Source organism: Brachybacterium atlanticum, assembly GCF_025669985.1.
Classification (GTDB): domain Bacteria; phylum Actinomycetota; class Actinomycetes; order Actinomycetales; family Dermabacteraceae; genus Brachybacterium; species Brachybacterium conglomeratum.
In genome coordinates this window covers 65857-92835 of sequence record NZ_JAKJJW010000009.1, presented here as the reverse complement: position 1 = coordinate 92835, position 26979 = coordinate 65857, and the positions used below count along the sequence as shown (strand labels likewise).

Annotated in this window: 22 protein-coding genes; 7 read left to right on the top strand and 15 right to left on the bottom strand. The window is 72.8% G+C overall.

The genetic code is table 11. The features are described 5' to 3' along the window. Positions 1-129 precede the first annotated feature (129 nt). Positions 130-1740: a signal recognition particle protein gene (gene ffh / locus L3K22_RS06475; protein ID WP_263310653.1), complete on the bottom strand. Its 1611-nt coding sequence runs from the start codon at positions 1738-1740 to the stop codon at positions 130-132. A gap of 97 nt (positions 1741-1837) precedes the next feature. On the opposite strand from ffh, the gene L3K22_RS06470 reads away from it, so the two are divergent. The 3 genes from L3K22_RS06470 (at position 1838) to L3K22_RS06460 (ending at position 4996) form a co-directional block, all read left to right on the top strand. Further along, complete coding sequence (locus L3K22_RS06470; RefSeq protein WP_263310652.1) at positions 1838-2791, top strand: LysR family transcriptional regulator; 954 nt, start codon at positions 1838-1840, stop codon at positions 2789-2791. Positions 2792-2969: 178 nt separating this feature from the next. Further along, positions 2970-3968 (top strand): putative oxygenase MesX, encoded by a 999-nt coding sequence (locus L3K22_RS06465; protein WP_263310680.1) that lies wholly within the window; start codon positions 2970-2972, stop codon positions 3966-3968. Continuing rightward, the gene (locus L3K22_RS06460) at positions 3965-4996 is read left to right on the top strand and encodes a methionine synthase (protein ID WP_263310651.1); all 1032 of its coding nucleotides are present in this window, start codon (positions 3965-3967) and stop codon (positions 4994-4996) included. The genes L3K22_RS06465 and L3K22_RS06460 overlap by 4 nt, the downstream gene beginning before the upstream one ends. A gap of 138 nt (positions 4997-5134) precedes the next feature. On the opposite strand, the gene L3K22_RS06455 is transcribed toward L3K22_RS06460, so the two are convergent. From L3K22_RS06455 to L3K22_RS06445, 3 genes are read right to left on the bottom strand one after another with little or no spacing between them, the layout of a single operon-like run. After that, positions 5135-7489, bottom strand: coding sequence for a [protein-PII] uridylyltransferase family protein (locus L3K22_RS06455; protein WP_263310650.1), 2355 nt, complete (start codon positions 7487-7489; stop codon positions 5135-5137). Further along, the gene (locus tag L3K22_RS06450; RefSeq protein WP_263310649.1) at positions 7479-7817 is read right to left on the bottom strand and encodes a P-II family nitrogen regulator; all 339 of its coding nucleotides are present in this window, start codon (positions 7815-7817) and stop codon (positions 7479-7481) included. Before L3K22_RS06450 ends, L3K22_RS06455 begins: the two co-directional genes overlap by 11 nt. After that, positions 7814-9229, bottom strand: a complete 1416-nt coding sequence (locus L3K22_RS06445; protein ID WP_263310648.1) for an ammonium transporter — start codon at positions 9227-9229, stop codon at positions 7814-7816. Before L3K22_RS06445 ends, L3K22_RS06450 begins: the two co-directional genes overlap by 4 nt. Positions 9230-9517: 288 nt before the next feature. Between L3K22_RS06445 and L3K22_RS06440 the strand changes: the two genes are divergently transcribed. Then, positions 9518-10909, top strand: a complete 1392-nt coding sequence (locus tag L3K22_RS06440) for an acetamidase/formamidase family protein (protein ID WP_263310647.1) — start codon at positions 9518-9520, stop codon at positions 10907-10909. 68 nt (positions 10910-10977) lie between these two features. Here L3K22_RS06440 and ftsY read toward each other — a convergent pair whose 3' ends face one another. From ftsY to L3K22_RS06415, 5 genes are all read right to left on the bottom strand, one after another. Beyond that, positions 10978-12483: a signal recognition particle-docking protein FtsY gene (gene ftsY, locus L3K22_RS06435; RefSeq protein WP_263310646.1), complete on the bottom strand. Its 1506-nt coding sequence runs from the start codon at positions 12481-12483 to the stop codon at positions 10978-10980. A 136-nt stretch (positions 12484-12619) separates the two neighbouring features. After that, positions 12620-12784: a hypothetical protein gene (locus L3K22_RS06430; RefSeq protein WP_191460536.1), complete on the bottom strand. Its 165-nt coding sequence runs from the start codon at positions 12782-12784 to the stop codon at positions 12620-12622. A gap of 106 nt (positions 12785-12890) precedes the next feature. Continuing rightward, entirely contained in the window at positions 12891-13316 is a 426-nt protein-coding gene (ndk, locus tag L3K22_RS06425) for a nucleoside-diphosphate kinase (RefSeq protein ID WP_053917468.1), read from the bottom strand. A gap of 35 nt (positions 13317-13351) precedes the next feature. Beyond that, the gene (locus L3K22_RS06420; protein WP_263310679.1) at positions 13352-13756 is read right to left on the bottom strand and encodes a DUF4233 domain-containing protein; all 405 of its coding nucleotides are present in this window, start codon (positions 13754-13756) and stop codon (positions 13352-13354) included. 5 nt (positions 13757-13761) lie between these two features. Continuing rightward, positions 13762-15111: a bifunctional folylpolyglutamate synthase/dihydrofolate synthase gene (locus L3K22_RS06415; RefSeq protein ID WP_263310645.1), complete on the bottom strand. Its 1350-nt coding sequence runs from the start codon at positions 15109-15111 to the stop codon at positions 13762-13764. 342 nt (positions 15112-15453) lie between these two features. Between L3K22_RS06415 and L3K22_RS06410 the strand changes: the two genes are divergently transcribed. Then, a complete protein-coding gene (locus L3K22_RS06410; protein WP_263310644.1) occupies positions 15454-17067 on the top strand; it encodes a hypothetical protein in 1614 nt (537 codons plus the stop codon). 73 nt (positions 17068-17140) lie between these two features. On the opposite strand, the gene L3K22_RS06405 is transcribed toward L3K22_RS06410, so the two are convergent. The 3 genes from L3K22_RS06405 to ileS form a co-directional block, all read right to left on the bottom strand. Then, the gene (locus tag L3K22_RS06405; protein WP_263310643.1) at positions 17141-17581 is read right to left on the bottom strand and encodes a hypothetical protein; all 441 of its coding nucleotides are present in this window, start codon (positions 17579-17581) and stop codon (positions 17141-17143) included. A 154-nt stretch (positions 17582-17735) separates the two neighbouring features. Next, positions 17736-19016: an S-layer homology domain-containing protein gene (locus L3K22_RS06400; protein ID WP_505661135.1), complete on the bottom strand. Its 1281-nt coding sequence runs from the start codon at positions 19014-19016 to the stop codon at positions 17736-17738. A 279-nt stretch (positions 19017-19295) separates the two neighbouring features. Next, entirely contained in the window at positions 19296-22592 is a 3297-nt protein-coding gene (gene ileS / locus L3K22_RS06395; protein WP_263310641.1) for an isoleucine--tRNA ligase, read from the bottom strand. Between the two features lie 478 nt (positions 22593-23070). Here ileS and L3K22_RS06390 point away from each other — a divergent pair, with 478 nt between their 5' ends. Both L3K22_RS06390 and L3K22_RS06385 read left to right on the top strand, forming a co-directional pair. Beyond that, the gene (locus tag L3K22_RS06390) at positions 23071-23331 is read left to right on the top strand and encodes a hypothetical protein (RefSeq protein ID WP_263310640.1); all 261 of its coding nucleotides are present in this window, start codon (positions 23071-23073) and stop codon (positions 23329-23331) included. Between the two features lie 90 nt (positions 23332-23421). Further along, the gene (locus tag L3K22_RS06385) at positions 23422-23694 is read left to right on the top strand and encodes a 2Fe-2S iron-sulfur cluster-binding protein (RefSeq protein ID WP_010551319.1); all 273 of its coding nucleotides are present in this window, start codon (positions 23422-23424) and stop codon (positions 23692-23694) included. A 22-nt stretch (positions 23695-23716) separates the two neighbouring features. On the opposite strand, the gene L3K22_RS06380 is transcribed toward L3K22_RS06385, so the two are convergent. The 3 genes from L3K22_RS06380 to L3K22_RS06370 all read right to left on the bottom strand — a co-directional run bounded on the left by L3K22_RS06380 (position 23717) and on the right by L3K22_RS06370 (position 26861). Continuing rightward, the gene (locus tag L3K22_RS06380) at positions 23717-23992 is read right to left on the bottom strand and encodes a hypothetical protein (RefSeq protein ID WP_263310639.1); all 276 of its coding nucleotides are present in this window, start codon (positions 23990-23992) and stop codon (positions 23717-23719) included. A gap of 188 nt (positions 23993-24180) precedes the next feature. Next, positions 24181-26082 carry an ABC transporter ATP-binding protein gene (locus L3K22_RS06375; RefSeq protein ID WP_263310638.1) on the bottom strand — a complete coding sequence of 634 codons (1902 nt, stop codon included), beginning with the start codon at positions 26080-26082 and terminating at the stop codon, positions 24181-24183. After that, the gene (locus L3K22_RS06370; RefSeq protein ID WP_263310637.1) at positions 26082-26861 is read right to left on the bottom strand and encodes an SDR family oxidoreductase; all 780 of its coding nucleotides are present in this window, start codon (positions 26859-26861) and stop codon (positions 26082-26084) included. Before L3K22_RS06370 ends, L3K22_RS06375 begins: the two co-directional genes overlap by 1 nt. Between the last annotated feature and the right edge of the window lie 118 nt (positions 26862-26979).

The window sequence follows — 26979 nt, the reverse complement described above, 5'->3', positions numbered from 1 at the left end:
GGGGCTGGCGCGGCGCGCGGCACGTGGCGCGGCGCGAAACGGGTGCGGGTCGGCTACGTGCGCGGCGTGAGGCGGGTGCAGCGCGGCGCGACGTGAGGCGGCGCCGGGCGGGCGCTCAGCGGCGCGGGGTCACTTGCCGCCGAGGAGCTTCTGCATCTCCGGCGGGAGCTGACTGGGGTCGAAGTCGGACAGGTCCGGCTGGCCGACGTCCTGGCCGCCCTTCGCGGCCCCCGCGCCGAAGGCGGAGCCGCCCTGACCGCCGCCCTCCGCGGCGCGCTTGGCGGCCTCGGCCTGCTCGCGCGCGGCCTTGGCCGGATTCTTCGACTTCGACTTCTTGCCCTGGGGGCGCTGCGGGGCCTGCCGGCCGCGGGATTTCTTGCCCATGCCCATGCCGGGACCGCCGGGCATCCCCGGCATGCCTCCGCCGCCGCCGGACATGCCGCGGCCCATGGTGCGCATCATCTGCTGGGCCTGCTTGAACCGCTCGAGCAGCTGGTTGATCTGCTGGACCGTGGTGCCGGAGCCCCGGGCGATGCGGTTGCGGCGCGAGCCGTTGATGATCTTGGGGTCGTTGCGCTCCTCGGGGGTCATCGAGCGGATGATCGCCTCGATCCTCCCGATCTCGGACTCGTCGAAGTTGTCCAGCGCCTCACGGTACTGCCCCATGTTCGGCAGCATGCCGAGCATCTTCTTGATGCTGCCCATGTTCTTGAGCTGCTGCATCTGGTTCAGGAAGTCGTCGAGGGTGAAGTCCTCGCCCGAGGCGAGCTTCGCCGCGGTCTTCTCGGCCTCCTTCTGGTCGAAGGCCTTCTCCGCCTGCTCGATCAGGGTCATCACGTCGCCCATGTCGAGGATGCGGCCGGCCATGCGGTCCGGGTGGAAGCGCTCGAAGTCGTCGAGGCTCTCGCCGGTGGAGGCGAAGAGGATCGGGCGCTCGGTGACACCGGTGATGGACAGCGCCGCGCCGCCGCGCGCGTCGCCGTCGAGCTTGGAGAGGACCACGCCGGTGAAGCCGACGCCGTCGCGGAACGCCTCGGCGACCCGGGCGGCGTCCTGGCCGATCATCGCGTCGACGACGAAGAGGGTCTCGTGGGGGCCCACGGCGTCGCGGATGTCCCGCGCCTGCTGCATCATCTCCTCGTCGATGCCGAGGCGGCCGGCCGTGTCGACGATGACCACGTCGTGCTGCTGGAACTGCGCGGTGGAGACGCCGTTCATCGCGACCAGGACCGGATCGCCCACGCCGTTGCCCGGCTCGGGGGCGAAGACGGGCACGCCCGCGCGCTCGCCGACGATCTGCAGCTGGTTCACGGCGTTGGGGCGCTGGAGGTCCGCGGCGATCAGCAGCGGCGTGTGGCCCTCGGACTTCATCCACTGCGCGAGCTTGCCGGCGAGGGTCGTCTTGCCGGCGCCCTGGAGGCCGGCGAGCATGATGACCGTGGGCGGGTTCTTCGACCAGTTCAGGTCGCGGGCCTCGCCGCCGAGGACCTGCACCAGCTCGTCGTTGACGATCTTGACGACCTGCTGGGCGGGGTTCAGCGCCTTGGAGACCTCCTCGCCGAGGGCGCGCTCGCGCACCGCGGCGGTGAAGGTGCGCACCACGGACACCGCGACGTCGGCGTCGAGCAGGGCTCGACGGATCTCGCGGATCGTCTTGTCGACGTCCGCCTCGCTGAGGCGGCCGTGGCCACGCAGGCCCTTGAGCGACTCTGTGATGCGGTCGGAGAGGTTGTTGAACACGAAGCGCTTCCCCTTGGTCGGTCGGACCGCACCAGTGTAGAGGCTGGGCCGCGCACTCCCGAGCCCTCCCCGGCGCACGGTGAGCTAACCTGCACCGATGGCACGCGGGGGCGTCGGGACGGCGCACGGGATCACACTGCAGCAGCTGCGCTACTTCGTCGAGGTCGCCGCGGAGGGCTCGATCACCGCGGCGGCGGACCTGCTCCAGGTCTCCCAGCCGACGATGTCCGCGGCGATGAAGGACCTCGAGCGCCGGGTGGGACGCGTCCTGCTGCGCCGCTCCGTGCGCGGCGCGGCCCTCACCGAGGACGGCATCGAGTTCCTCGGCTACGCCCGTCAGGTGGTCGAGCAGGCCGAGCTGCTCGAGCACCGCTATCTGGGACGCCCGCCGGCCCGCCGCCTGCTGGCGGTCTCCGCGCAGCACTACTCCTTCGTGGTCGAGGCGTTCGTGCGGATGGTGAAGGCCTCGGAGGCGGCGGAGTACGCGTTCACGCTGCGCGAGACCCGCACCGCGGACATCATCGAGGACGTGCGGACGCTGCGCAGCGAGCTCGGCGTCCTCTACCGCAGCGACTTCAACCGCAAGGTCATCGACAAGCTGCTGCGCGACTCCGAGCTCGTCTTCACGCCGCTGTTCCTGGCGAGCCCGCACATCTTCGTCGCCCGCACGAACCCGCTGGCCTCGCGCCGACGGGTCACCCTCGAGGACCTCGAGGGCCTGCCCCGGCTCACCTTCGACCAGGGGACCGACAACTCCTTCTACTTCGCCGAGGAGATCCTCTCCACGCGCTCGGCCGCGCAGGACATCCGGGTCAGCGATCGGGCCACGATCTTCAACCTGATGATCGGGCTGGACGGCTACACGATCTCCACCGGGATCGTCTCCGACGACCTGGACCCGTCCATCGTTGCCGTGCCGCTCGAGGTGGACGAGCGCATCGAGATCGGCTGGATCGGGCATGCCTCCGCGCCGCTGACCGGTCAGGCGGAGCGGTTCGTCGCCGAGATGCGCGAGGTGGTCTCGAACTTCGGGGTCGAGCCGCTGCCGTAGCGGCCGCTCCGCCGCCGGAGCCCCTTCGACCGGGCCGTCCCCGGTATGGCGACCGCCCCGACGCCGGGTCCGATCCACCATTATAGGCAGCACCTATGAAGAGCCCCCAAGTGTCATGATGACACTATGGCGGGTGGTCCTGCGTAGGCTCGCCCCCACCACGACGACCGGGGGCATGATGACGACCGACTTCTCCTTCAGCATCCGCACGACCCGCTTCGACGAGGACTACGTCCCCTCGAGCGGCTCGCGGATCACCACGAACTTCGCCAACCTCGCCCGCGGGGAGCATCGCCGCGAGAACCTCCGCCGCGCCCTGCGCATGATCGACGAGCGCGCGAACGAGCTCGCGGGCGGCGGGGACCGCTACGCCGTGGAGCTCGACATCGTCTCGGCGGACCTGCACCTGGGCGCAGGGGCGGAACCCGCCGACGGCGGTGAGGGTCTCCCGCTGATCGAGATGCTCGACGTGCGGATCCGGGACCGCGCGACCGGCGAGCGCCTGCCGGGGATCACCGGGAACAACTTCTCCTCCTACGTGCGGGACCACGACTTCAGCGTGCGCCTGCCCGCCCATCAGCAGGCCGCGGGCGACGGGGGATCCGGCGGCGGCGTGCCGGAGGACTTCGGCGTGCTGCACGGCAGGCTCTTCCGCCGCTTCCTCTCCTCGGACGCCTATCGCGAGCGCTTCGCCGGACCGCCCGTGGTCTGCATCAGCGTCTCCACCAGCCGGACCTATCGCCGCATCGGCGCGCCGCATCCGGTGCTGGGCGACGAGTACGAGGCCGACGGCTCCTCCCTCACCGATCTCTACTTCGCGCGGATGGGGCTGCAGGTGCGGTGCTTCAAGCCCCGCGGCGCCGTCGCCCCGCTGGCGTTCTACTTCGAGGGCGATCTGCTCGCCGATCACTCCGACCTGGCGCTCATCGGCACGATCGCCACGATGGAGACGTTCCAGCGGATCTATCGCCCCGAGATCTACAACGCCCGCGAGAGCGCCGGGGAGGTGTACCGGCCGAGCCTGGGCAGCACCGACCACGCGGACACGGGGATCGTGTACGACCGCGAGGAGCGCAGCCGTCTCGGCGTGACCCAGGGCAGGTTCATCCAGGAGCGGCTGATCGCGCCGCACCAGGAGCACCTCGAGCAGTGGCTGGCCGAGGAGGTCGCCCGATGAGCACCCTCCTCCCCACCTCGATCGTCGGCAGCCTCCCCAAGCCCTCGTGGCTCTCCGAGCCCGAGACGCTCTGGTCCCCCTGGCGCCTCGAGGGCGCGGAGCTGGACGAGGGAAGGCTCGATGCGCTGCACCTCGCCGCGGCCGAGCAGACCCTCGCCGGCCTCGACGTGATCAGCGACGGGGAGCAGACCCGCCAGCACTTCGTCACCACCTTCATCGAGCACCTCAGCGGCGTGGACTTCGCACGTCGCGAGACGGTGCGCATCCGCGATCGCTACGACGCGAGCGTCCCGACGGTCGTCGGTCCGGTGCGTCGTGAGCGGCCGGTCTTCGTCGACGACGCGGTCTCCCTCCGCACACGGACGGACAAGCCCCTCAAGTGGGCGCTCCCCGGCCCGATGACCATGATCGACACGCTGTACGACGCGCACTACGGCAGCCGCGAGGAGCTCGCCCGCGAGTTCGCTGCCCTCCTCAACCAGGAGGCGCGGGAGCTGGAGGCGGCGGGCGTGGACATCATCCAGTTCGACGAGCCCGCCTTCAACGTCTTCTTCGACGACGTGCGGGATTGGGGCGTGGAGGTCCTCGAGCGGGCGGCCGAGGGGCTGCGCGCCGAGACCGTCGTGCACATCTGCTACGGCTACGGCATCAAGGCCAACACCGACTGGAAGGCGAGCCTGGGCACGGAGTGGCGCCAGTACGAGGAGACCTTCCCGCTGCTGCGCGACTCGGCGATCGACACGGTCTCTCTCGAGAGCCGCGGCTCGCACGTCCCGATGGAGCTCGTCGAGCTGCTGCGCGGCAAGAAGGTGATGCTCGGCGCGATCGACGTCGCTGATCCGCGGGTCGAGACCCCCGAGGAGGTCGCCGACACGCTCCGCCGCGCCCTCGCCTTCGTGGACGCGGACAGGCTCTGCCCGAGCACGAACTGCGGCATGGCGCCGCTGTCCCGCGACGTCGCGCAGGGCAAGATGCGGGCGCTCGCCGCGGGGACGGCGCTGCTGCGCGCCGAGCTCGCAGGGAGCTGAGAACGCTCCGCCGAGGGACGGACGGACGGAGGGAGCCCGGCCCGGCGAAGGGCGCCGACCCCGCGCCGCGACGGAGCCTGCGCCGCAGCGGAGCCTGCGCCGCGGCCCAGCCGGCACGGCGACGCCGAGCCGGCCGGCTCAGGTCGAGGCGGCGTCCATCAGCGCGGCGACGATCCGGCCGACGGTCGGCGGATCCAGGGCGCGACCGTGCTGGTCGGTCAGGTAGAGCACGTCGACCGCGCGCCGTCCCAGGGTCATGACGTGGGCGCTGCGCACCTCCAGCCCGTGGACGGTGATCGTCTCGGCGACGTCGGCCAGCAGGCTCGGGCGGTTGCGGGCGTTGACCTGCACGACGGTCGCCTCGCAGGAGGCTCCGGGCAGGACGGTCACCACGGGGGTGTCCTCGGTGGTGCGCAGCGGCGGAGCCGGCGGCAGCTCGAGCACCCTCGCGTCGGCCCGCTCCCGGTGCGCGAGCTCGCGGTCCAGTGCCGTGCGCACCACGGAGGGGTGCGGGAGGTCGGCCTGGGTGCCGGTGACCCACCAGGTGTTCACGGCGATCCCGTCCTGGGTGCTGACCACGGCGCTGTGCACGTCCAGCCGCAGTCGCACCAGCACCCGCGCCATCGCCGCGAACACGCCGGGGCCGTCGAGCGCGCCGAGGCACAGCTGGGAGATCGGCTCGTCGTCCAGCGGGGCGGGGTAGATGACCTGGGCGCTGTCGCTGCGGCGCACCGCGGCGAGCACGGCGTCCTGGGCGGAGCGCTGCGGGGCGAGGCGCGTGCGGGGCGCGGTCGCGGTGCCGCGCAGGGCGTCGCGTCCGAGGTCGGTGAGGTGGTCGACGAGGTCGGCGCGCCAGGTGGACCAGGCCGACGGACCGGCGGCGATCGCGTCGGCCTCGGTCAGCGCCCGCAGCAGCTCGAGGGTGTCGGGGTCCTCGTCCACCGCGCGCAGCAGCTCGCGCAGGGTCGAGGGGTCGGCGAGGTCGCGGCCGGTGGCGAGGCCCACCAGGGTCAGGTGCTCGCGCACGAGGATCGCGATCGTGCGGGCATCAGCCCGGTCGAAGCCGAGGTGCCGGGCCGCGGTCTCGGCGAGCGGCGCGCCCTCCGCGGCGTGGTCGCGCATCCCGGGCCGCTTGCCGAGGTCGTGCAGCAGCGCCGTGACCAGCAGCAGGTCGGGTCGGCTGACGCGGGGCAGGAAGCGCTGCGTCTCGAGCACGGTCTCGATCTGGTGGCGGTCCACGGTGAAGCGGTGCACGGCCGAGCGCTGGGGCCGGTTGCGGATCTCGGCCCAGCCGGGCACCCAGCGGGAGAAGACTCCCTTGACGTCGAGGGCCTCGTAGGCGTCGGCGAGGTGCTCGCCGGCGAGCGCGTCCACCAGCACGTCGCGCTGGGCGGGCAGCAGCGGCGCCACGGGCTCCTGCGCCATGCGGGCGAGGGTCGCCTCGGCGAGCGGGAGCCCCGTGGTCGCGGCGCGGCGCACCGCGGCTACGTCCCGCAGCAGATCGCGGGAGGAGGGGTCGACGGACACCTCTCCGGCCTGCACGATCACGCCGTGCCCGAGGCGTTCGAGGGCGGGACGACGCGCCGTGCCGACGCCGCGGGTGGCGCTCCCGCCGGGGGCGATCGCGGCCTCCGCGGCACGCACCGCGCGGTGCAGCTCCCAGGTCACGGCCCGGGCGGCCTCGGCGAGGACGGCGTGGTGGTCGTCGGCGGTGGCGTGGCCGGTCAGCGCCGCGACCGCGTCCTGGTCGGCGCGGCCCAGGCGCGTGCCCGAGGTGCCGGTGACGGCCTGGAGCGCGTCGCGCGCGTCGCGGAGGGTGCGGGAGGCGGCGTCGACGACTTCGTGGTCGTGATCGGCCAGCCAGCTCTCGGCGAGCGCGCGGATCACGGTGATGTCGCGCAGCCCGCCGCGGTCGGACTTGAGGTTCGGCTCGGTGGAGTGGGCGAGGGAGCCGTAGCGTCGATCGCGGTCCGCGGCGAGGTCCACGACCTCCCCGACCCGCCGGCGCGCCTCTCGCCGCCACCGGGCACGGACCCGGGCGGCGGTGTCGAGGGCGAGCTGCTCGTCCCCGGCGACGCACCGCAGGTCCAGCAGCGCGATGGCCGTGCGGAGGTCGGTGCCGGCGACCTCCTCGCACTCCTCGGGGCTGCGCACCGAATGGTCCAGCGAGGTGCCCGAGTCCCAGATCGGGTACCACAGCGCCCCGGCGAGCGCGGCGGCCTGCTCGGGGCCCACCCGGGCGGGGTCCACGAGCAGCACGAGGTCGAGGTCGCTGGCGGGGCCGAGGGAGCGCCGGCCGAGCGAGCCGATCGCGGCGAGCGCCGCGCCGCCGTCCCCGGGCACGGCCTCGCCGGCCCGCTCCCACAGGGTGCGCAGCCAGTCGTCGACGAGGTCGGACTGGGCGAGCCTGCGGGAGGGACCGGCGGAGGGGTCCGCGAAGCCCTCGTGGAGCACCTGGGTGATCCGGCGGGAGGAGAGCTCCTCAGAGGGCATCCGCCCCCCGTTCCCCGGTGCGCACGCGCACCGCGGTGCCGACGTCGGTGGTCCAGATCTTCCCGTCGCCGATCCTCCCGCTGCGGGAGGCGGCGAGGATCAGGTCGATGATCGCGGACTCGTCGCTCTCCAGCGCGAGCACCTCGACCTTGATCTTGGGGATGGTGTCGATGGTGTACTCGGCGCCGCGGTAGACCTCGGTGTGGCCGCCCTGGCGGCCGTAGCCGGCGACCTCGGTGAGGGTCAGGCCCGTCACCCCGTACTCGCGCAGGGAGTCGGTGACATCCTGCAGGGCGTGCGGCTGGATGATGGCGGTGATCAGCTTCATCGGGGCTCTCCTGCGACGGCGGGACGGGTGGTCTCCTCGGCGGCGTCCGCGCCGGGTCCGGCGGCCTCGCGGACCGGGCCGGGCCCGTCGACGGGGGCCGGGTTGCGGGGCTCGGGACCGGGGTCCCGGGGCGAGAAGGCGGGGGCCGAGGGGCGGTCCCGGCGGGAGGCCAGGGCGCCGACCAGATCGTATCCGGCCTCGGCGTGATGGGTGATGTCGATCCCGGCCCGTTCGTCGGCCTCGGGGATCCTCCATCCCATCGTGTACTTGAGCACCAGGGCGATGGCGAGGGTCAGCACCGCGGAGATCAGCATGGCCACGATCGCGACGAGGGTCTGGACCAGCAGCAGGCTCGCGCCGCCGCCGAGGAGGAGACCGCCGTCCACGGCGAGGAAGCCGATCCCGATGGTGCCGACGAGGCCGCCGACCAGGTGCACGCCGACCACGTCCAGGGAGTCGTCGATGCCGAAGCGGTACTTCAGGCCGACGGCGAGGGCGCAGGCGAGACCTGCCGCGAGTCCGAGCACGATCGAGGTGAGCGGCGTGAGCGCGGCGGCGGCCGGGGTGATCGCGACCAGGCCGGCGACGACGCCCGAGGCCATGCCGAGCGAGGTGACGTGCTTGTCGCGGAGCCGCTCCACGAGTGCCCAGCCGAGCATGGCACCCGCCGTGGCCACCGTGGTGTTGACCCAGGCCAGGCCCGCGGTCCCGTCGGCCGTGCCGGCGGAGCCGCCGTTGAAGCCGAACCAGCCGAACCACAGCAGCGCGGCGCCGAGCATGACCAGCGGCAGGTTGTGGGGCTTCATCGGCTCCTTGCCGAAGCCCTTGCGCGCTCCGACCACCAGGGCGAGCACGAGACCGGCGACGCCGGCGTTGATGTGGACCACGGTGCCGCCGGCGAAGTCGACCGGCTCGGCGATCGCGGCGAAGGGGCCGTCGCCGCTGAGCAGGCCGCCGCCCCAGACCATGTGGGCCAGGGGTGCGTACACGATCAGCACCCACAGCGCGGCGAAGACCAGCCAGGTGCCGAGCTTGACGCGGTCGGCGATCGCGCCGGAGATCAGGGCGGTGGAGATGATCGCGAAGGTCATCTGGAAGCCTGCGGCGACGAGGAAGGGCACGCCGCTCTCGGCGAGGATGGACTGGTCGTCGGTGCCGGCCAGGCCCAGGAACTCCAGCGGACTCCCGAACAGGCCGCCGACGTCGGTGCCGAAGGCGATCGAGTATCCGGCGACGGTCCAGGCGATCGCGACCACGGCGATGGCGCTGAAGGACATCAGCATCATGTTCAGCACGGTGCGGGCGCGCACCATGCCTCCGTAGAAGAGGGACAGGCCGGGGGTCATCAGCAGCACGAGCGCCGCGCTGGTGAGGATCCAGGCGGTCGCCCCCGTGTCGAGGGTGAAGTCCATGGCGGCTCCAGTCAGAGGAGGGGCCGGCGGCCGGGATCGAGGTGCCGACCTGCCGTACGGCCGGGTGGGCCGTGATCACAGAGTGCGGTAGCAGCCGGGAATCACCTAGGCGGGAGGGCCGCCGTGATCGTTCCGTGACCGAGGGTTCCGGGACGCGGGACGGACCGGGCGGAGGTGCTGTCCCGCCGCCTAGCGTCGGCCGGACGGCACCCGCCGAGCCCTCCGCAGCGTCGCGGGAGCACTCCGCTCCGCCCCTCGGCGGACGACCTCGAGGAGACGATCCCGCCCGTGAGCCCATCGACGACCCCGCCGCCGACCGACGACCTGTCCTCGGACCGCTTCGCGCGGCATGCCGCCGCCACGCTCCGACGCGGGGTGGGCCGGCGGCAGATGCTGCAGGTCGCCGCGGCCCTGGGGGCGGGCGGCGCACTGATGTCGGCCTGCGCCCCGTCGTCCGGGGAGCCCGCGGCAGGGGATCCGACGGCGCCCTCCGGGGCCGGGCAGATCCTGCAGCCGGGACGCGGGGAGATCCCCGGCGACCACTACCTCGGCTCGGAGACGGACCAGGTGATGTGGGGCTATGTGCCCACCGTCCATTCCGATCCGGTGCTGACCGTCGGCTCCGGCGACACCGTGACCATTGACGCAGTCTCCCACGAGGGGATCCCCGAGGACCAGGGCCGGGACCCGCGGGAGTTCTTCGGCGCGCACGGCGTGGAGGCCGGCTCGGTGCTCGAGGACGCGATCGCGATCGCCGCCGACTACGACCGCACCGCCCGTGACTTCGCCGCCGACGGCCCTCACGTGGTCACCGGGCCCATCGCCGTCGAGGGCGCCGAGATCGGCGACGTGCTGAAGATCGAGACCCTCGAGGCGGTCCCCCGCGTCCCCTACGGCGTGGTCTCCAGCCGGCACGGCAAGGGCGCGCTCGCGCTCACCGCCGACGGCGCCGCGCCGGAGGGAGTATCCCTCGAGCAGGTGATGCCGGCGGCGTCGACGGACGGCCGGGGCACGGCCGACCCGATGGCCTGGGGCAACGTCTCGGTGTTCACCCCGATCGAGGACGGCCACGGCGTGATGGCCTTCGACGGCGGGGCGGCCCGGTTCCCGCTGAGGCCCTTCATGGGGATGATGGGCGTCGCCCGCGCGGAGGCCTCCTCCCCCACGGATCCCTCCGCCAACTCGGTTCCGCCGACCCTCGGGGGCGGCAACATCGACATCCGGCTGCTCGGCCCCGGCTCCACGTTCTACCTGCCGGTCCATGCCCCCGGTGCCCTGTTCTACGTCGGCGACCCGCACCATGCGATGGGCGACGGGGAGGTGGCGCTGACCGCTATGGAGGGCTCGCTGCGCGGCACCTTCCGTCTGACGGTGTGCAAGGAGGGCGAGGGGGACGCGCCGCGGCTCGCGCACCGCTATCCCTTCGCGGAGACCGCCGACGCGTGGATCCCGATCGGGCTGTCCGATCCCGACGGGTCGGTCGACGGCCAGGGCAGCGACCTCGACGTCGCGCTGCGCACGGCCGTCGTCAACGCGCTGGAGTTCCTGGAGCAGGAGCTCGGCATGGACCGCGCGGTCGCCTACGCCTATCTCTCCGCCGCCGCGGGCTTCACGATCTCCCAGGTCGTGGACCGCACCGTCGGGGTGCACGGGATCATCGCCAAGGGCCACTTCGCCTGAGACGCGGGACGGTCCGGGCGATCGCTGGGGATCGCCCGGGCCGTCGGGGTGCTGCGGGGCCTGGTCGCTCAGCCCTCCAGCAGCGCGTCGACGAAGCCGTGCGGGTCGAAGGGCGTGAGGTCGTCCATGCCCTCGCCGAGGCCGACCATCTTCACGGGCACGCCGAGCTCGCGCTGGACGTTGACGACGATGCCGCCCTTGGCGGTGCCGTCGAGCTTGGTGAGCACGATGCCGGTGATGTTCACGGCCTCGGAGAACACGCGGGCCTGCTGCATGCCGTTCTGGCCGGTGGTGGCGTCGATGACGAGCAGCACCTCGGCGACCTCGTCGCCGTGCAGGCCCTTCTCGGCGACCCGGCGCACCTTGCCGAGCTCGTCCATCAGGCCCTTCTTGTTCTGCAGGCGGCCGGCGGTGTCGATGATGACCACGTCGACCTCCTGCTCGATGCCCTTCTTCACGGCGTCGAAGGCGACGGCGGCGGGGTCGGCGCCGTCGCGGTCGGCGCGGACGGTGTCCACGCCGACCCGGGAGCCCCAGGTCTCGAGCTGGTCGGCGGCGGCGGCGCGGAAGGTGTCGGCCGCGCCGAGCACGACGGTGCGATCCGCGGCGACGAGCACGCGGGCGAGCTTGCCGACGGTGGTGGTCTTGCCAGTGCCGTTGACGCCGACCATCAGCAGCACGGAGGGGACCTCGGTGCCGTCCTCTGCGGTGCGGCGGGTCGCGGCGAGGCGGCGGTCGAGGTCCGGGTCGACGAGCGCGACGAGCTCCTCGCGCAGCACCTCGCGCACGGCGGCCACGTCGTCGGTGCCGAGCACCTGGATGCGTCGCTTGAGGTTCTCGAGCATCTCGTCGGTCGCGGCCGGGCCGAGGTCGGCCATCAGCAGCGTCTCCTCGATCTCCTCCCAGGTCTCCTCGTCGACCGTGGAGCGGGTGAGGAGGGTGAGGATGCCGCGGCCGAGGGCGCCGGAGCGCGAGAGCCGCTCGCGCAGGCGCAGCATGCGGCTCTCGGGCGCCTCGGGGGTCTCGATGACGGGGCCGGCAGGGGCGGTCGTGGCGGCGTCCTCGGCAGGAGCCTCGGGCTGCGCGGTCCCGGCCGGTGCGGTCTCCGTCGGGGCGTTCTCCGTCGGAGCGGCGGTGTCGGGCTCCGCCGTGCCGGTCCCGGCGGTGTCGGCCGGGGCCGTCTCGGCGGGGACGTCAGCGGGTGCGGACGCGGCGGGGGCCTCGGGCGCCTCCTGGTCGAAGGGGACGTCCTCGGCGGGCGCGGTCTTCTCCGCGGATGCGGCGCCGTCCGGCGCCTGCTCGCCCGCGGCGGGCCGCTCAGCGGTCTTCGGGGCCGGGGCGGAGAGGGTGTCGGCCCAGGTCGGGGCGGCGGGGCGCTCCTTGACCGCGGTCGCGGTGCCGGTGGTGGAGCCGGGCTCGCTCCTCGAGGAGTCCTCATTGCCCCGCTGCTCGTCGCGGTCCTTCGAGGAGGACGAGCGGCCGCGGCTGCGGATGTAGGCCCAGGCACCGACGCCGAGCACGACGACACCACCGCCGCCTCCGGCGATCAGGGCGAGTAGGGCATCGGGATCCACGGGTCACCTCCGAGGTCGGGGAAGCCGGCGATGCGGCGAGGACAGCTTCCAGTCTAGGGCCGTCGCCGGGCCGTCCCTGCGTGAGTCCCGGATCCGGGCGCGACCTGCAGCGCCGGGCCCGGTGGAAGGGGGCGGGTCAGCCGCGACCGGTGCGGGAGGTGTGGCGCGGGTGCTCCGCGGCCGTGCCGTCCTCGTCCTCGCGCGGGAGGCGCAGGTGGGGCATCGCGACGGCTGCCAGGATCACGACGGCCAGGACCACGGCGAGGATCAGGAAGAGCACGACGACGAAGGGCAGCTGCATGCCCATATTGTGCACCGACGACGGCGCGGTCCCCGGGAGCGTCCTGGACGGCGCGTCACCGGGGACCGCAGGGCCCGACGCCGGCACGGCCCGCCGATCGCAGGGCTCAGCCGAGGCCCGGGAACCAGATCCCGATCTCGCGCTCGGCGGACTCCTCGGAGTCGGAGCCGTGGACGAGGTTCTGGATGACGGGGAGGTCCTGCTCGCAGGCGAGGTCGCCGCGGATGGTGCCGGGCGCGGCCTCGGTGGGGTTGGTGGCGCCGGCCAGGGAGCGGAAGCCCTTGATGACGTTCACGCCCTCGACGACGAGCGCGACGAGCGGGGCGGCGCCCATGTACTCCACGAGGCCGGGGTAGAAGGGCTTGCCCTCGTGCTCGGCGTAGTGGGCGGCGAGCTCCTCGGCGGTGGCGGTGCGCTGGGCGAGGGCGACGATGTCGTAGCCCTTCGCCTCGATGCGGCGGAGGATCTCGCCGCGCAGGCTGCGCTGGACGGCGTCGGGCTTGAGCAGGACGAGAGTGCGCTGTGCGGTCATGGGATCAGGGTACCCACAGGTCAGCCGTGGTCATGTCAGCGCTCGTCCGTCCCGTCGGAGTCCAGCAGCCTCGCGTCCACGGCGTCCTTCTCGCGGTCCAGCTGGTGTCCCTTGACGATGCCGTAGGCGAGCATGGCGGCGAAGCCGAGGCCGATCACCCACATCGCAGAGACCTGGAGGCCGAGCAGGATCGCCGGGATCTGGAGGGCGAGGGCCAGCCAGTACGCCCAGGCCCCGCGGCTGAGCAGTCCCCCGTTCAGCAGCAGGGCGATCGCGGTGACGAGTCCCCAGGTCCAGGTCAGGGCCCGGTCGCCGGGGGCGAGCTGATGGGCGACGAGCACCGCGAAGAAGACGACGAGCGCCTCGCACACGAGCACCGTCGCGGTGATCATCCGCTGTGCGCCGTGGGAGCGGGGGGAGGGGGTGAGGTCGAGGTCCATCTCTCTCACGCCTCCTCGGGGACGCCGAGCAGGTCGCGGACCTCGGCAGCGAGGGTGACGGACCCGGCGACGACGACGCCGCCGAACTGGTCGCCGTCGGCCTCGGCGAGGTCGACCGCGATCTGGATCGCGTCGGGCAGGCTCTCCTGCTCGAGCACCCGGTCCTCGTCCTCGAAGATCTCGCGGGCGATGTCGGCCAGGCGGTCCGCGGGGATCGCGCGAGGGGAGCTGGAGCGGGTGATGACCACGGCGTCCAGCAGCGGCTCGAGCACCTCGAGGATGTCGTCGGCCTCCTTCTCCTGGAGGATGCCGACCACGCCGATGGTGCGGGTGAAGCGGAAGTTCTCGCGCACGGTCGCGACGAGGGTCAGGGCGCCGGCGGGGTTGTGCGCGGCGTCCAGCAGCACCGTCGGCGCCTGGCGCACCACCTCGGCCCGCCCCGGGGAGGTGACGCTCGACAGCGCCGCCTGCAGCAGCTCGCCGTCCAGCGGGGAGGTGCCGCCGCCCAGCAGCGCCTCCGCGGCGGCGACGGCGAGCAGGGCGTTGCGGGCCTGGTGCTCGCCGAGGAGGGAGAGGAACACCTCCTCGTAGCGGCCGGCGATCCCCTGCAGCGAGAGCATCTGCCCGCCGACGCCCGGGGTGCGGGCGAGCACGCCGATCTGCTGCCCCTCGACGGAGGCCTCCGCGCCGAGCTCCGCAACCCGCTCGCGCAGCACGTCGGCGGCGTCCTGGTAGGGCTGCTCGGCGAGGACCGCGATCGCCTCGGAGGTGAGGATCCCGGCCTTCTCCCCCGCGATCTCGGCGATCGTCTCGCCGAGGTACTCCTGGTGGTCCAGGGATATCGGAGTGATCACGGCGACGTCGGGGGCGACCGCGCCGGTCGCGTCCCAGGTGCCGCCGAGGCCGGTCTCGACCACGGCGACGTCCACGGGGGCGGAGGCGAAGGCCTGGAAGGCCATCGCGGTGAGGTACTCGAAGTAGGTCAGCGGCGGTCCGCCGGCGGCCTGCGACTCGGCGTCGACGATCTGCGCGAAGGGCTCGACGTCGCGATAGGCCTGGAGGAAGCCCTCCTCGTCGATGGGCGCGCCGTCGATCGCGATCCGCTCGGTGGGCGAGTGGAGGTGGGGGCTCGTGGTGCGGCCCGTGCGCAGCCCGGCCTCGCGCAGGATCCGCTCGAGGATCCGCGCGGTGGTGGTCTTGCCATTGGTGCCGGCGATGCGGATCGAGCGGTAGGAGTTCTGGGGGTCGCCCATCAGCTCCATCACCCGGCGGATCCGGCTGAGGTCCGGCTCGATGCGGTTCTCCGGGGCGCGCTCGAGGAGCGCGGCATAGACCTCCCGCAGCTCGGGGGACATCGCCGGACGGGAGGAACCCGGGCGGGGAGAACTGGGCACTGCGGCTCCTGGGTGCGGGGCGGGACGGGCCGGATCAGTGTACGAGGGGCACCTGGGACCCGGGGACCGGACGATCCCGGGCGCGGGCAGCCGGGGACCGGACGTCCGGGGCACAGACGTCCGGGGCACAGACGTCCGGGGCACGGGCGACCGCTCCTCCCCACGTCGCGGTCGTCCACAGCCCGGCTCTCCCCCGCTCATGCTCGACCGCGGCCTCCCTAGCCTGACCGCGAGCGCCGGCGCCGTCGGGGCGGAGGACGCCGATCCACGGGCGCGGCAGGGCGACGAGACGGGAGGGACGGCATGGGGGACGGGGCCGACGCGATGCTCGGCATGGACACGGACCGATGCCGCCTGCAGGCCGACCGCCTGGAAGCGGCCGTCGACCGGCTCACGGGGCTGCGAGCGAGAGTCGACGACGCCGTCGGCGCCACTACCTGGCACGGCCCGGACGCCGACGCCTTCCGGCGCCGCTGGACCCTGCTGTCCCGGGGCCGTCTGCGTGAGGCCGGCGATCGCCTGGATCTCCTCGCCCGCCGGATCCGCGTCGAGGCCGAGGCGCAGGAGCGCGCGTCGGCGGCCGAGGGGCACGGCGTGGCCTCCCCGCACCGTGCATTCGCTCCCACCGGAGCAGGAAGACGTCTCCTCGCGGGTCCCTCCGCCGCGGCGTCCCTCCCCCTCCGCCGTGCTCCCGCGCCCGCCGCCCTCGTCTCCGACGCCCTCGGCGCCGGGGTCGCGCTCGGCACCGCGGAGCTCACGGGCGTCGTGGTCGGGCTCGGCGGCGACTCGGACGGGATCGACCAGGTCCGGGACGAGCTCGGGCACCTCGGCGGGATGTTCGAGATCTGGGGGGCAGGCGGGGCCGCCCCCACCCTCGCCCAGCTCGGCGCGAGCACTCTCCTCCTCAGCGGCGCGATCGCGCTCGCACCGGTGGAGACCGTGACCGACACCGGTCTCCTCGACCCGCGCACCGACGTCACCGTGCACGCCGTCGTGGAGGTCCCTTCGAGCACGGCACCGCGCCGCCTCGCCGACCTCATCGCGGCGAACGACGAGGCCCGCCGACCGCTCGCAGGCGTCCCCGGCGACGCCGACCGGGACGGTGCCGCGGCGGGACGGGTGCGGATCCAGACCGTGCGCGGCCGGGACGGGGGCGAGGCGTTCATCGTCCACGCCCCGCCGACCGGGGGCGAGCCGATCTGGGATCCCGACTCCTGGGGACCGCAGGGGAACTCCGCCGGCTGGGACTCGAACCTGCGGACCATGGCCGGGCAGGAGTCCGCGGCGATGGCCGACCTCCGCACGGCGATGGCCGCGGCAGGGATCCCCGACGGGTCGCGGGTGATGATCGTGGGCCATTCGCAGGGCGGGCTGACAGCCGCGCATCTGGCGGCGGACCCCGGCGTCAACCGGGCCGACGGAGCAACGGGCAGCTACGACATCACCCACAGCTTCTCGGTCGGGTCCCCGGTGGGGACCGTGGTGCCGGCGCAGGCCTCGACCAGCACGGTCAACGTCTCGCACAGCTCGGCGCTCGAGCCGTCCCTGCTGCTGCGGCATCCCGTGACCTGGCCGGCGCCGCTGCGGATCGCCGATCCGGTGCCGCTGCTGGACCTGGACGGGTACCGGATCGACGGCAGCCGCGTCTCCTCCCCCGCCGTCCGCGAGGTGGTGCTCGAGGCACCGGCTCCCGCTCTCGGCGGGGCCTCCCCGCTCGAGAACGCCCATGAGTCGGTGCTGCGCACGGAGCAGGGCGTGGACCCCACCGGCGGCTATCACGGCAGCCTGCAGGCAGGGTCGGGGACCGACCCTGTGCTCGCCGCGCTGCAGGAGGACCTGGAGGGCGTCTACCTGGGCGACGGGGTCACGCTGGTCGAGGACGTCGTGATCGAGGTGGGCAGGGAGGATCTCCGGTGAGTGCGGAGCAGGTCCGGGTTCCGCCGACGGAGGACTCGGGCGGGCGCCGCGCGACGATGCCGCGGACCCCGGCTCAGGTCAGCCCGTATCTCGCGTAGAGAGTGCTCGCGGTCACCCGGTCCAGGCGGTAGTCCTCGACGGGCATGTCCGGGTCGAGGCCCCGGACCGTGAACTCCTCGGCTCCCCTGATGAAGCCCATGATCCCGCCGACGGTGATGTTCCCGTCGTCCTCATCGCCGTCGTGCAGCGTCGTCACGACGGCGCGCATGGCCTCGTCGTAGATCTCGAACGCGACGTCACGATCGTCGCTGCCGAGGTCGATCCTGCCGTGCAGCAGACGCTGGAAGGTCCCGCTGATGGAGCTGTCGAGCTCGCACCCGTCCACGCCCTCGACCTCGAGCACCGCCTCGGTGACCCGACGGGTCCGCCGGCTCCCGGAGCAGCCGGCCAGCGGCGATGCGACCGCGATCCCCGCCCCGAGGAGCGCTGCTCGCCGCCCGAGTCTGACGTCCATGGCCTCGCCCTTCGGGCCGTCGGCCCTCAGGATCTCACCTGACGGTCGAGCTGCCGCCGGCGAGCTCGCGCGCGCCGGCGGCCGCGTGAACGGCACTGCAACGGCCCCGATCGCGGACGCCGTCACCGCACGCGGGCGCAGCGCTCCGTCCCGCTCAGGCGACCTTCCAGCGGTAGACGAAGGCGGCGACGGCGTCGCGCTTGATCGGCTCGTAGGGGCGGAAGGTGCCGTCGGACCAGCCGTTGGCGTACCCCTGGGACGCCATCCAGCTGATCTCCTCGTAGAAGACCTCCGAACCCCGGTTCATGTCCTTGAACGGGGACCGGGTCGGCGCGGTGTACGAGGGCTCGCCGGCGGCGCGGTAGAGGAAGGCGGCCATCGCGTCGCGCTTGATCGGCTCGTACGGACGGAAGGTGCCATCGGACCAGCCCCGCGCCAGCCCCACCGAATGCGCCCAGGTGATCTCCTTGTAGAAGATCGTGTCCTTCGAGTTCACGTCCTTGAAGGGCGAGACCTTCGGCGGGGTGAACGCGGGCGAGCCCGCCGCCCGGTACAGGAAGGCGATCACGGCGTCGCGCTTGATCGGGTCGTAGGGGCGGTAGACGGCGCTCGCGCCGCTCCCCCACCCCGTGGAGTAGCCAATGTGCTTCATCCAGGCGATCTCGGTGAAGAAGATCGTGGTGTCGTAGGGGACGTCCGCGAAGGGGTCCGCGGGCTTCTTCCCGAGCGGCGCGGCGACCGGGTACCGCGAGGTGCTCGCGCCCGTCGGGGAGCCGAACCACTGCGAGTACAGGCGGGAGAAGTTGCGGTTGCCGTAGGTGGCGCAGACGTCGTCGGCCACGGCCGCGGAGCCCGCGTCGAGGGTCGCCTGGGTGGGGGTGAAGGGGGTGTAGTTGTACAGCGCGGCGGTGGCCCGGTTCGAGATGGTCACCTTCCCGTAGCCGCAGAAGGCGAAGGGGCTGTACTGGATGTCGTAGGTGCGACCCGCCTGGTAGCGGTAGCCGCGCTTCGCATCGCCGTACTGCTGCAGGCGCACTCCGGCGTTATAGATCTGCTGGGCGAAGCCCGCGTACTTCGGGTCGCAGGTCTGGAAGTCGGGGCAGGCGAAGCCCAGCGCCTCCCGCAGCATCTTCGGGGTCGCATTGCGCGTGGTGACCAGGCCCTGCTCCTTCTGGAGCATGGTCAGCAGCACCTTGGGGCTGATGCTGCAGGCGCGGGAGACGTCCGCGATGATCGTCCCGGCGCTCGCCGCCTTCTTCGCGGGGATCGCGGCGCAGTGGGCGTCCTTCGCTCGCTGCGGGGTGTCCATCCGGAGGTCCTTGAGGCAGTCGGCGCCGTCGGTGCCGCGGGTGCAGCTCGCGCCCTTCTGGTCGAGGAACGCGTCGACCTGGGCGGCGGTCATGGAGGTGCCCGCGAACATCTGCGCATCGCTGATGAGGGTGCCGGGGACGAAGCCGCCCAGGCCCGCGGGGGGGGGGATCCCCAGCTGGATCCCTCCCCATGATAGGCCCGACCGATTCCCTTGAACCCGTGCTGACCAGCCGATACGCAGTCGTGAACCGAGCGGGGCCGCAAATCGTCACGAAGCGGGCGAACTGACGTCCACCGCTGTGATCGGGACGCGCGGGAGGGCCGACAGGACAGCTCGGGCGAGCTGCCGGGACGGCGTGGGAGGGCCGACGGGGCGGCGCTCCTCGCGCCGCCCCGTCCCGCCTCAGGCCCGCTGCACCGAGACGGTGACGGTGCCGCCGGTGACCTTCTCGCGCGCCTCGTGCGCGCCCTCGGCGGGCCGCGCGGGGACCTCGAGCTCGAGCGCGAGGACCTCCCCCGCGACCAGCTCGCGGTGGGCGGCGACCGCGGCGACGACGGGCTCGTCGCCGTCCACGGTCAGACGGATCCGGTCGGAGATGTCCAGCCCCGCCTCGCGGCGCGCGGACTGGATCGCGCGGACCACGTCACGGGCGGTGCCCTCCGCCTCGAGCTCGGGGGTGACCCGGATGTCGAGGGCGAGGAAGTCGCCGCCGCGCAGCACGCCGACGGTCCGGCCCTCGAGGGCGGCGCTCTCACCGGCGACGAGGTCGAGGGAGTACTCGCCTTCCTCGAGCGCGATCCCGCCGGAGGTGACGGTGCCGTCCTCGGCCACGGACCAGTCCCCGGTCTTGGAGCCCTTGATCGCGACCTGCATCTGCTTGCCCAGCCGCGGCCCGGCGGCGCGGGCGTTGACGGTGAGCTTCTGCTCCACGCCCATGCCCTGCGCCTCCTCGCTGGTGACGTCCAGCAGGCGCACGTGCTTCACGTTCAGCTCGTCGGCGATGATCGCCGTGAACGGCTCGAGCGAGGCGGGATCGTGGTGGACGACGGTCAGCTCGGCGAGCGGCAGGCGGGCGCGCAGGCCCTCCTTCTTGCGCAGCGCGTTGCCGGCGCTGGCGATCGCGCGCACGTCGTCCATCTGGGCGACGAGCTGCTCGTCCCGGGGGAAGAGGGAGTCGTCGGGCCAGTCGGTCAGGTGCACGGAGCGGCCGCCGGTGAGCTCCTTCCAGATCTCCTCGGTGACCATCGGCAGCAGCGGCGCGGCGACCTGCAGCAGGGTCTCCAGGCAGGTGGCCAGCACGTCGATGGCCTGCGCATCGCCCTCCCAGAATCGGTCGCGGGAGCGGCGCACGTACCAGTTGGTGAGCATGTCCAGGTGGTCCTGGATCTGCTCGGCGGCGTCGGCGATCGCGAGCTCGCGGAAGGAGGCCCGCACCCCGCGCACCAGCTCGCCGGTGCGGGAGAGGAGGTAGCGGTCCATCACGTCGGTGGACTCGTGCCGGGGGGCGCCGCGGTGCCCCGTCGGCCGGCCGGAGGCGTCCTTCTCCCCCGCCGCGTTGGCGTACAGCGCCAGGAAGTACCAGACGTTCCACAGCGGCAGCACGACGTGGCGCGTGGCGTCGCGGATCTTCGGCTCGTCCACGACCAGGTTGCCGCCGCGCAGGATCGGCGAGGACATGAGGAACCAGCGCATCGCGTCGGCGCCGTACTTGTCGAACATCTCGCGCACGTCGGGGTAGTTGCGCAGCGACTTGGACATCTTCTGCCCGTCCTCGCCGAGGACGATGCCGTGGCAGATGACGGAGGTGAAGGCGGGACGGTCGAACAGCGCGGTGGACAGCACGTGCATGACGTAGAACCAGCCGCGGGTCTGCCCGATGTACTCCACGATGAAGTCCGCGGGGTTGTGCGCCTCGAACCAGTCGCCGTTCTCGAAGGGGTAGTGCACCTGCGCGAAGGGCATGGAGCCGGAGTCGAACCAGACGTCGAACACGTCGGTGACGCGGCGCATGGTGGAGCGGCCCGTGGGGTCCTCCGGGTTCGGGCGGGTGAGCTCGTCGATGTAGGGGCGGTGGAGGTTGACCTCGCCGTGCTCGTCGCGCGGGAGGGTGCCGAAGGCCTCCTCGATCTCGGCGAGGGAGCCGTAGACCTCGACGCGGGGATGGTCGGGGTCGTCGCTCTTCCACACCGGGATCGGGGTGCCCCAGTAGCGGTTGCGGGAGACGGCCCAGTCGCGGGCGCCCTCGAGCCACTTGCCGAACTGGCCGTGCTTGACGTTGCCGGGCACCCAGTCGATCTGCTCGTTGAGCTCGAGCATCCGCTCGCGCTGGTCGGCGACCTTCACGTACCAGGAGGAGACGGCCTTGTAGATCAGCGGGTTCCGGCAGCGCCAGCAGTGCGGGTAGGAGTGCACGTAGCTGGTCTCGCGCAGCAGGCGGCCCTCGCGCTGGAGGTTGCGGATGATCGGGCGGTTCGCCTCGAACACCTGCAGACCGGCGATCTCGTCGAGCTCGGTGCCGCGGAAGTAGTCGTGGAACTGCGCGCCCTCGTCGACGGAGACGATGACGGGGATGCCGTAGGCGGCGTTGACCTGCTGATCGACCTCGCCGTAGGCGGTGGCCTGATGGACCACGCCGGTGCCGTCGTCGGTGGAGACGTAGTCGGCGACGGTGACGATCCAGGCGTTCTCGGTGCCCCACTTGGCGCGGTCCTCGGAGTAGACCGTCCACAGCGGCTGGTAGGTCATGTGCTCGAGCTCGTTGCCCGCGTAGCGGCGCTCCTCGATCGCGGCGACGGCGTCCTCGGCGCTCTCGTAGCCGAGCTCCTTGGCGTGCGCGCCGACGAGCGCTTCGGCCAGCAGGTAGCGGCCCTCGCCCGCGGCGGCGCCGTCGGCCGCGCCGAGCGGGCCGGCCGGCAGCACGGCGTAGGCGAGCTCGGGGCCGACGGCGAGGGAGAAGTTGGTGGGCAGGGTCCAGGGCGTGGTCGTCCAGGCGAGCGCCTTCACGCCCGCCAGGCCCAGCTGCTCGGCCTTCTCGCCGGTGAAGGGGAAGGTGACGGTGACGGTCTGGTCCTGGCGCTCCTGGTAGACGTCGTCGTCCATCCGCAGCTCGTGGGCGGACAGCGGCGTCTGGTCCTTCCAGCAGTACGGGAGGACGTAGTAGCCCTCGTAGGCGCGGCCCTTGTCGTGCAGGGTCTTGAACGCCCACAGCACCGACTCCATGAAGGTGACGTCGAGGGTCTTGTAGTCGTTCTCGAAGTCGACCCAGCGGGCCTGGCGGGTGACGTACTCCTCCCACTCCTTCGTGTACTTCAGCACGGAGGCGCGGGCGGCGTTGTTGAAGGCCTGCAGGCCCATGTCCTCGATCTCGGACTTCTCGGTCATCCCGAGCTCCCGCATCGCCTCCAGCTCGGCGGGCAGGCCGTGGGTGTCCCAGCCGAAGCGGCGGTCGACCTTCAGCCCGTCCATGGTGCGGAAGCGCGGCACGACGTCCTTGACGAAGCCCGTGAGCAGGTGACCGTAGTGGGGCAGACCGTTGGCGAAGGGCGGGCCGTCGTAGAAGACGAACTCCTCGGCGCCCTCGCGCTGGGCGATCGAGGCGCGGAAGGTGTGGTCGGTGCGCCAGAACTCCTGGATCGCGTTCTCGAGCGCGGGCAGGTGCGGCGAGGGGACGAGCGGGTCTCCGGAGACCGGGTAGACCATGGAACAACCTCCGAGGCGGAACAGGGGCGGCGGGCGGGCGGACTGCTGCCCGAGGACGCTCCCGGCACGGGCCGGCGGCGCGGTACCACCTCGGTTGACGCCGCGCGCGCCGGCGCTGCCGACGCGGGGCCTCCCCTCGTTCCTCAGCTGTGACGGGCTGGTCCCGGCGGGTTCTACTGGGCGCGGCGCCTGTCCTCGCGGACCGTGCTCGTGCTGTTCTTCCCGCGGCTCACCGGTGATGGCCGGGTCGATGCCGATGGCGTGCAGTGTACGCGGGCTCGCCCGCGCGGTCACGACCGCCCCGGGGGAAGAGACGCGAGGAACAGCCGCGCCGGGTCCGCGGGGCCCTCCGGCTCCCGGGGCTCCGTCACTCCCGGGTCCCAGCTCATGCGGTCGGGATCCTCAGCCGCCTGCCAGGTGGGCGGGGTCTCATGATCACGGCGGCCCCACCGGGGACGCCGTGGACGAAGGAGACGACATGGACGACGACATCCCTCACCGACGATCGCGCCTCGGCGCATCGACCCTCTCGGCGGCGGCGCTGCTGGTGCTGACCTTCGGCCCGTCCGCGCTCGCGCTGAGCCCCTCGACCGCCGCCTCCGCGGCCGCCGTGCCGCCGCGCGTGGTGGTCTCCGCCCCGGTCGCGGCCGCGGCCGCGATACAGACGACGCGCTCGCAGGACGAGGAGGACGCCGAGGGCACCGACACCGCCGCGTCCACCACCGCCGAGGAGGCGTGAGTCACCTCCTTCGACGGTGACAGTCATGGAACACTGGTGCTTCCACGGAACCGCGCGCCGCTCGGCGCGGTCGACGCAGAAGGAGCGAGGATGTCGCTGTTCGGAGAGCCCTTCACCGCCAAGTGCCTGAAGTCGGGGATCACGGTCGAGGTCGAGGAGGGCCAGTCCCTCCTCCAGGCTCTGCTCGACGCGGGCGTCCCGATGGACTACTCCTGCGAGGGCGGGGTGTGCGGCACCTGCGTGGTGCCGCTGGTCTCCGGACAGGTCGAGCACATGGACGAGTTCCTCATGGACGACGAGCAGGACAGCCAGATGATCACCTGCGTCTCGCGCGGCGAGGGTGAGATCGAGATCGACGTCTGAGACGACGCGACCGCCCGCTGCCTCACAGGCGCGGGCCGGCCACCCACCAGGCGAGGCCGACGACGCCCATGAGCGCCGCGGCGCCGAGCACCGCCAGCGGCATCGGCAGCACGGGCCCGACCACGAGCAGCACGAGCACGCCGAGGGCGGCGAGCGCCAGCATCGTCACGAACAGCGCGGGCCGTCCCGAGACGGGCTTGCCGCCCTGTCCGGTCGCGGGGTCCTGGCCAGACATCGCCTTCCGACCCGTCACAGCGCGCTGCCGCCTCATCGCGTCCTCCGGGAGCATCGTGGTCATGCGATGACCCTCTTCCCCAGGTCGTGCCGTGCCCTGGTGCGGGTGCGGCGCGTGCTGCGCCGCCCGATTGCACGATCCTCCCCCGGTCCGCACGGCGCGCACATCCCGCGCAGGGAGGACTCCCGCCTCCGCCTTTGGTCGTAGGCGCGCCCGCGACGGTCATGGCGTCTCCTCTCGGGCGACCGCGCTCAGCGGGCACCGGGGTCGGGACCGGCGGGTTCCGGGATCGGCTCGTCGTCGCGTCGGGCGTCCTGCTCATCCTCCCGGGCGTCCTGCCGGGCGAGGTCCGCGAACACGCCGCCGCGCGCGAGCAGCTCCTCGTAGGTGCCGCGCTCGACGATCCTCCCCCGCTCCATCACGACGATCTGGTCGGCGTGCCGGACGGTGGAGAGACGGTGGGCGATCGAGACGGTGGTGCGTCCGCGCGCGACCGCGTCGAGCGCCCCGGACATCGCCCGTTCCGTGGCGACGTCGAGGGCCGACGTCGCCTCGTCCAGCACCAGCACCGGCGGGTCGCGGAGGATCGTGCGGGCGAGCGCGAGGCGCTGCTTCTCCCCGCCGGAGAAGCGGTAGCCCCGCTCCCCCACGACCGTCGCGTAGCCGTCCGGGAGGGCGGCGATGTGGTCGTGGATCTGGGCGATGCGGCAGGCGGCGACGAGCTCCGCGTCGGTGGCGTCCGGGCGGGCGAAGCGCAGGTTCTCGGCGATGGTGGCGTGCAGGAGGTAGGTCTCCTGGGTGACCACGCCGATGCTCGCGGCGAGAGAGGACAGCGTGATCTCCCGCAGGTCGTGGCCGTCCAGGGTGATCCGGCCGTCGGTCGGCTCGTAGAGCCTCGCCATGAGATAGCCGGTGGTGGTCTTGCCCGATCCGGTCGCGCCGACGAGGGCCGTGTGCGTCCCGGCCGGGACCACGAGGTCAAGGTGCGCGAGCGCGGGCTCCTCGGCGCCGGGATAGGCGAAGGTGACGTCCTCGAAGCGGATCTCGCCGCGCACCGTCCCGGGGTCCAGGGCGATCGCGTCGTCGGCGTCGGCGATGAGGATCGGTGTGTCGAGGTACTCGAAGACCCGCGTGAACAGGGCGAGGGAGCTGTTGACCTGGGTCGCGACCCGCAGCAGGCCGTTGATCTGCGGGAACAGGGAGGACTGCAGGGCGATGAACGCGACGAGGGTGCCGATGGTGATGCCGCCGCCCTCGGGGTCGGCGAACAGCAGGTGCCCGCCCAGGAAGTAGGTCAGCGCCGGGAACAGCGCCATGATCGTGGTGAACACGGCCATCTGCCAGCGCCCGGCCATCTGGGAGCGGACCTCGAGCTCGGCGAGCTCGCGGGAGTCGTCGGCGAAGGCGCTGCTGAGCGTCTCGGTGCGTCCCATCGTCACGCCGAGCAGGATCCCGGAGACGGACAGCGACTCCTGGATCCCAGCGGAGAGGTCCGCGGCCTTCTCCTGCCGGGTGCGGACGATGGCGCGGCGGCGCCGGCCCACGCGCCGGTTCATCCACACCGCGAAGGGGAGGGCGATCAGGGAGAAGAGGGTGAGGCGCCAGTCCATCGCGATCATGGCGACCAGCGCCATCGCGACCCCGGCGCCGGAGGAGACGATCTGGGTCATCACGGAGGTGACCACGGACTGCATCGAGCCGATGTCGGAGAAGATCCGCGACTGGATCTCGCCGGTGCGGGTGCGGGTGAAGAAGCCCAGCCCCATCCGCTGCAGGTGGGAGTAGACCGCCACGCGCAGGTCGTGCATCACCGACTGGCCCACGCGGGCCGAGAGCATCGACTGGGTGACGCCGAGGGCGCTCGCGACGACGGTGACGGTGATGAGCCCGCCGACGGACCAGGCGAGCACGTCAGCGCGCTGCTCGGGCAGGGCCACGTCGACGATCTCGCGGATCAGGAACGGGGAGACCACCCCGGCGGCCGCGGCGAGGACGATCAGCGAGAGCACGGCGGCGAGGGTGCCGCGGTAGGGGCGGAACAGGCTGAGCACCCGGCGAACGTCGGGCTTCTGTCCGGGGGCGAGCTCCAGGTCGCTGCCGCCCCGGCCCCCGCCGCCGCCCATGCCGTAGCCGGGCATGCCGCCGTGGGCCATCAGAGTCCCTGGTGGCGTGCCACCCGGTGGGCTGCGGCCTGGGCGAGGGGGCGCACGGTGACCAGGTCGAGATTCACGTGGTGCGGGGCATTCAGGGCGTAGGAGATGACGTCGGCGCAGTCCTCCGCGGTCAGCGGCTGGTCGACCCCGTCGTAGACAGCATCGGCCTTCTCCTGGTCGCCGAGGCGGACGAGGGAGAACTCCTCGGTGCGGACCATGCCGGGGGCGACCTCGATGACGCGCACCTTCTCGCCGTTCAGCTCGAGCCGCAGGGCATGGGCGAGCATGTGCTCGCCGGCCTTGGCGGCGTTGTAGCCCGAGCCGCCGGGGTAGGCCTCGTGCCCGGCCACGGAGGTGACGAAGAGGAGGTCGCCGCGGCCGCTCGCCCGCACGGCGGGCAGCAGCGCGCGGGTGACGCGGACGGCGCCGAGCACGTTGATGTCGTACATCCGCTGCCACTTCTCGAGGTCGGCCTCGGCGGCGGTCTCGACGCCGAGGGCGCCGCCGGCGACATGGACGACAGCGTTCAAGCTCCCGTCGAAGAGCTCCTCGACGCGGGCGACGAGCGCGGCGACGGACTCGTCGGAGGTGACGTCCACGGCGAGGACCTCGCAGCCGGTCTCGGCGGCGAGCTCGGCCAGGCGCTCCTCGCGCCGTGCGACGGCCAGGACCCGCCAGCCGTCGGCGACCAGACGGACGGCGGTGGCACGGCCGATGCCGGAGGAGGCACCGGTGACGACAGCGGTCAGAGGGGCGTCGGCAGGGCTGTGAGCAGTCATGGTGCCGAGCCTACGTCGGCGCGGGCCGCGCGAGCACGGCCATCCCGTCGGCCGCGGGGACCGCCGTCGGCAGGGCCGCCGGCGCGGCCATGGTGGCAGGGAAGGAGGACGCGGCCGG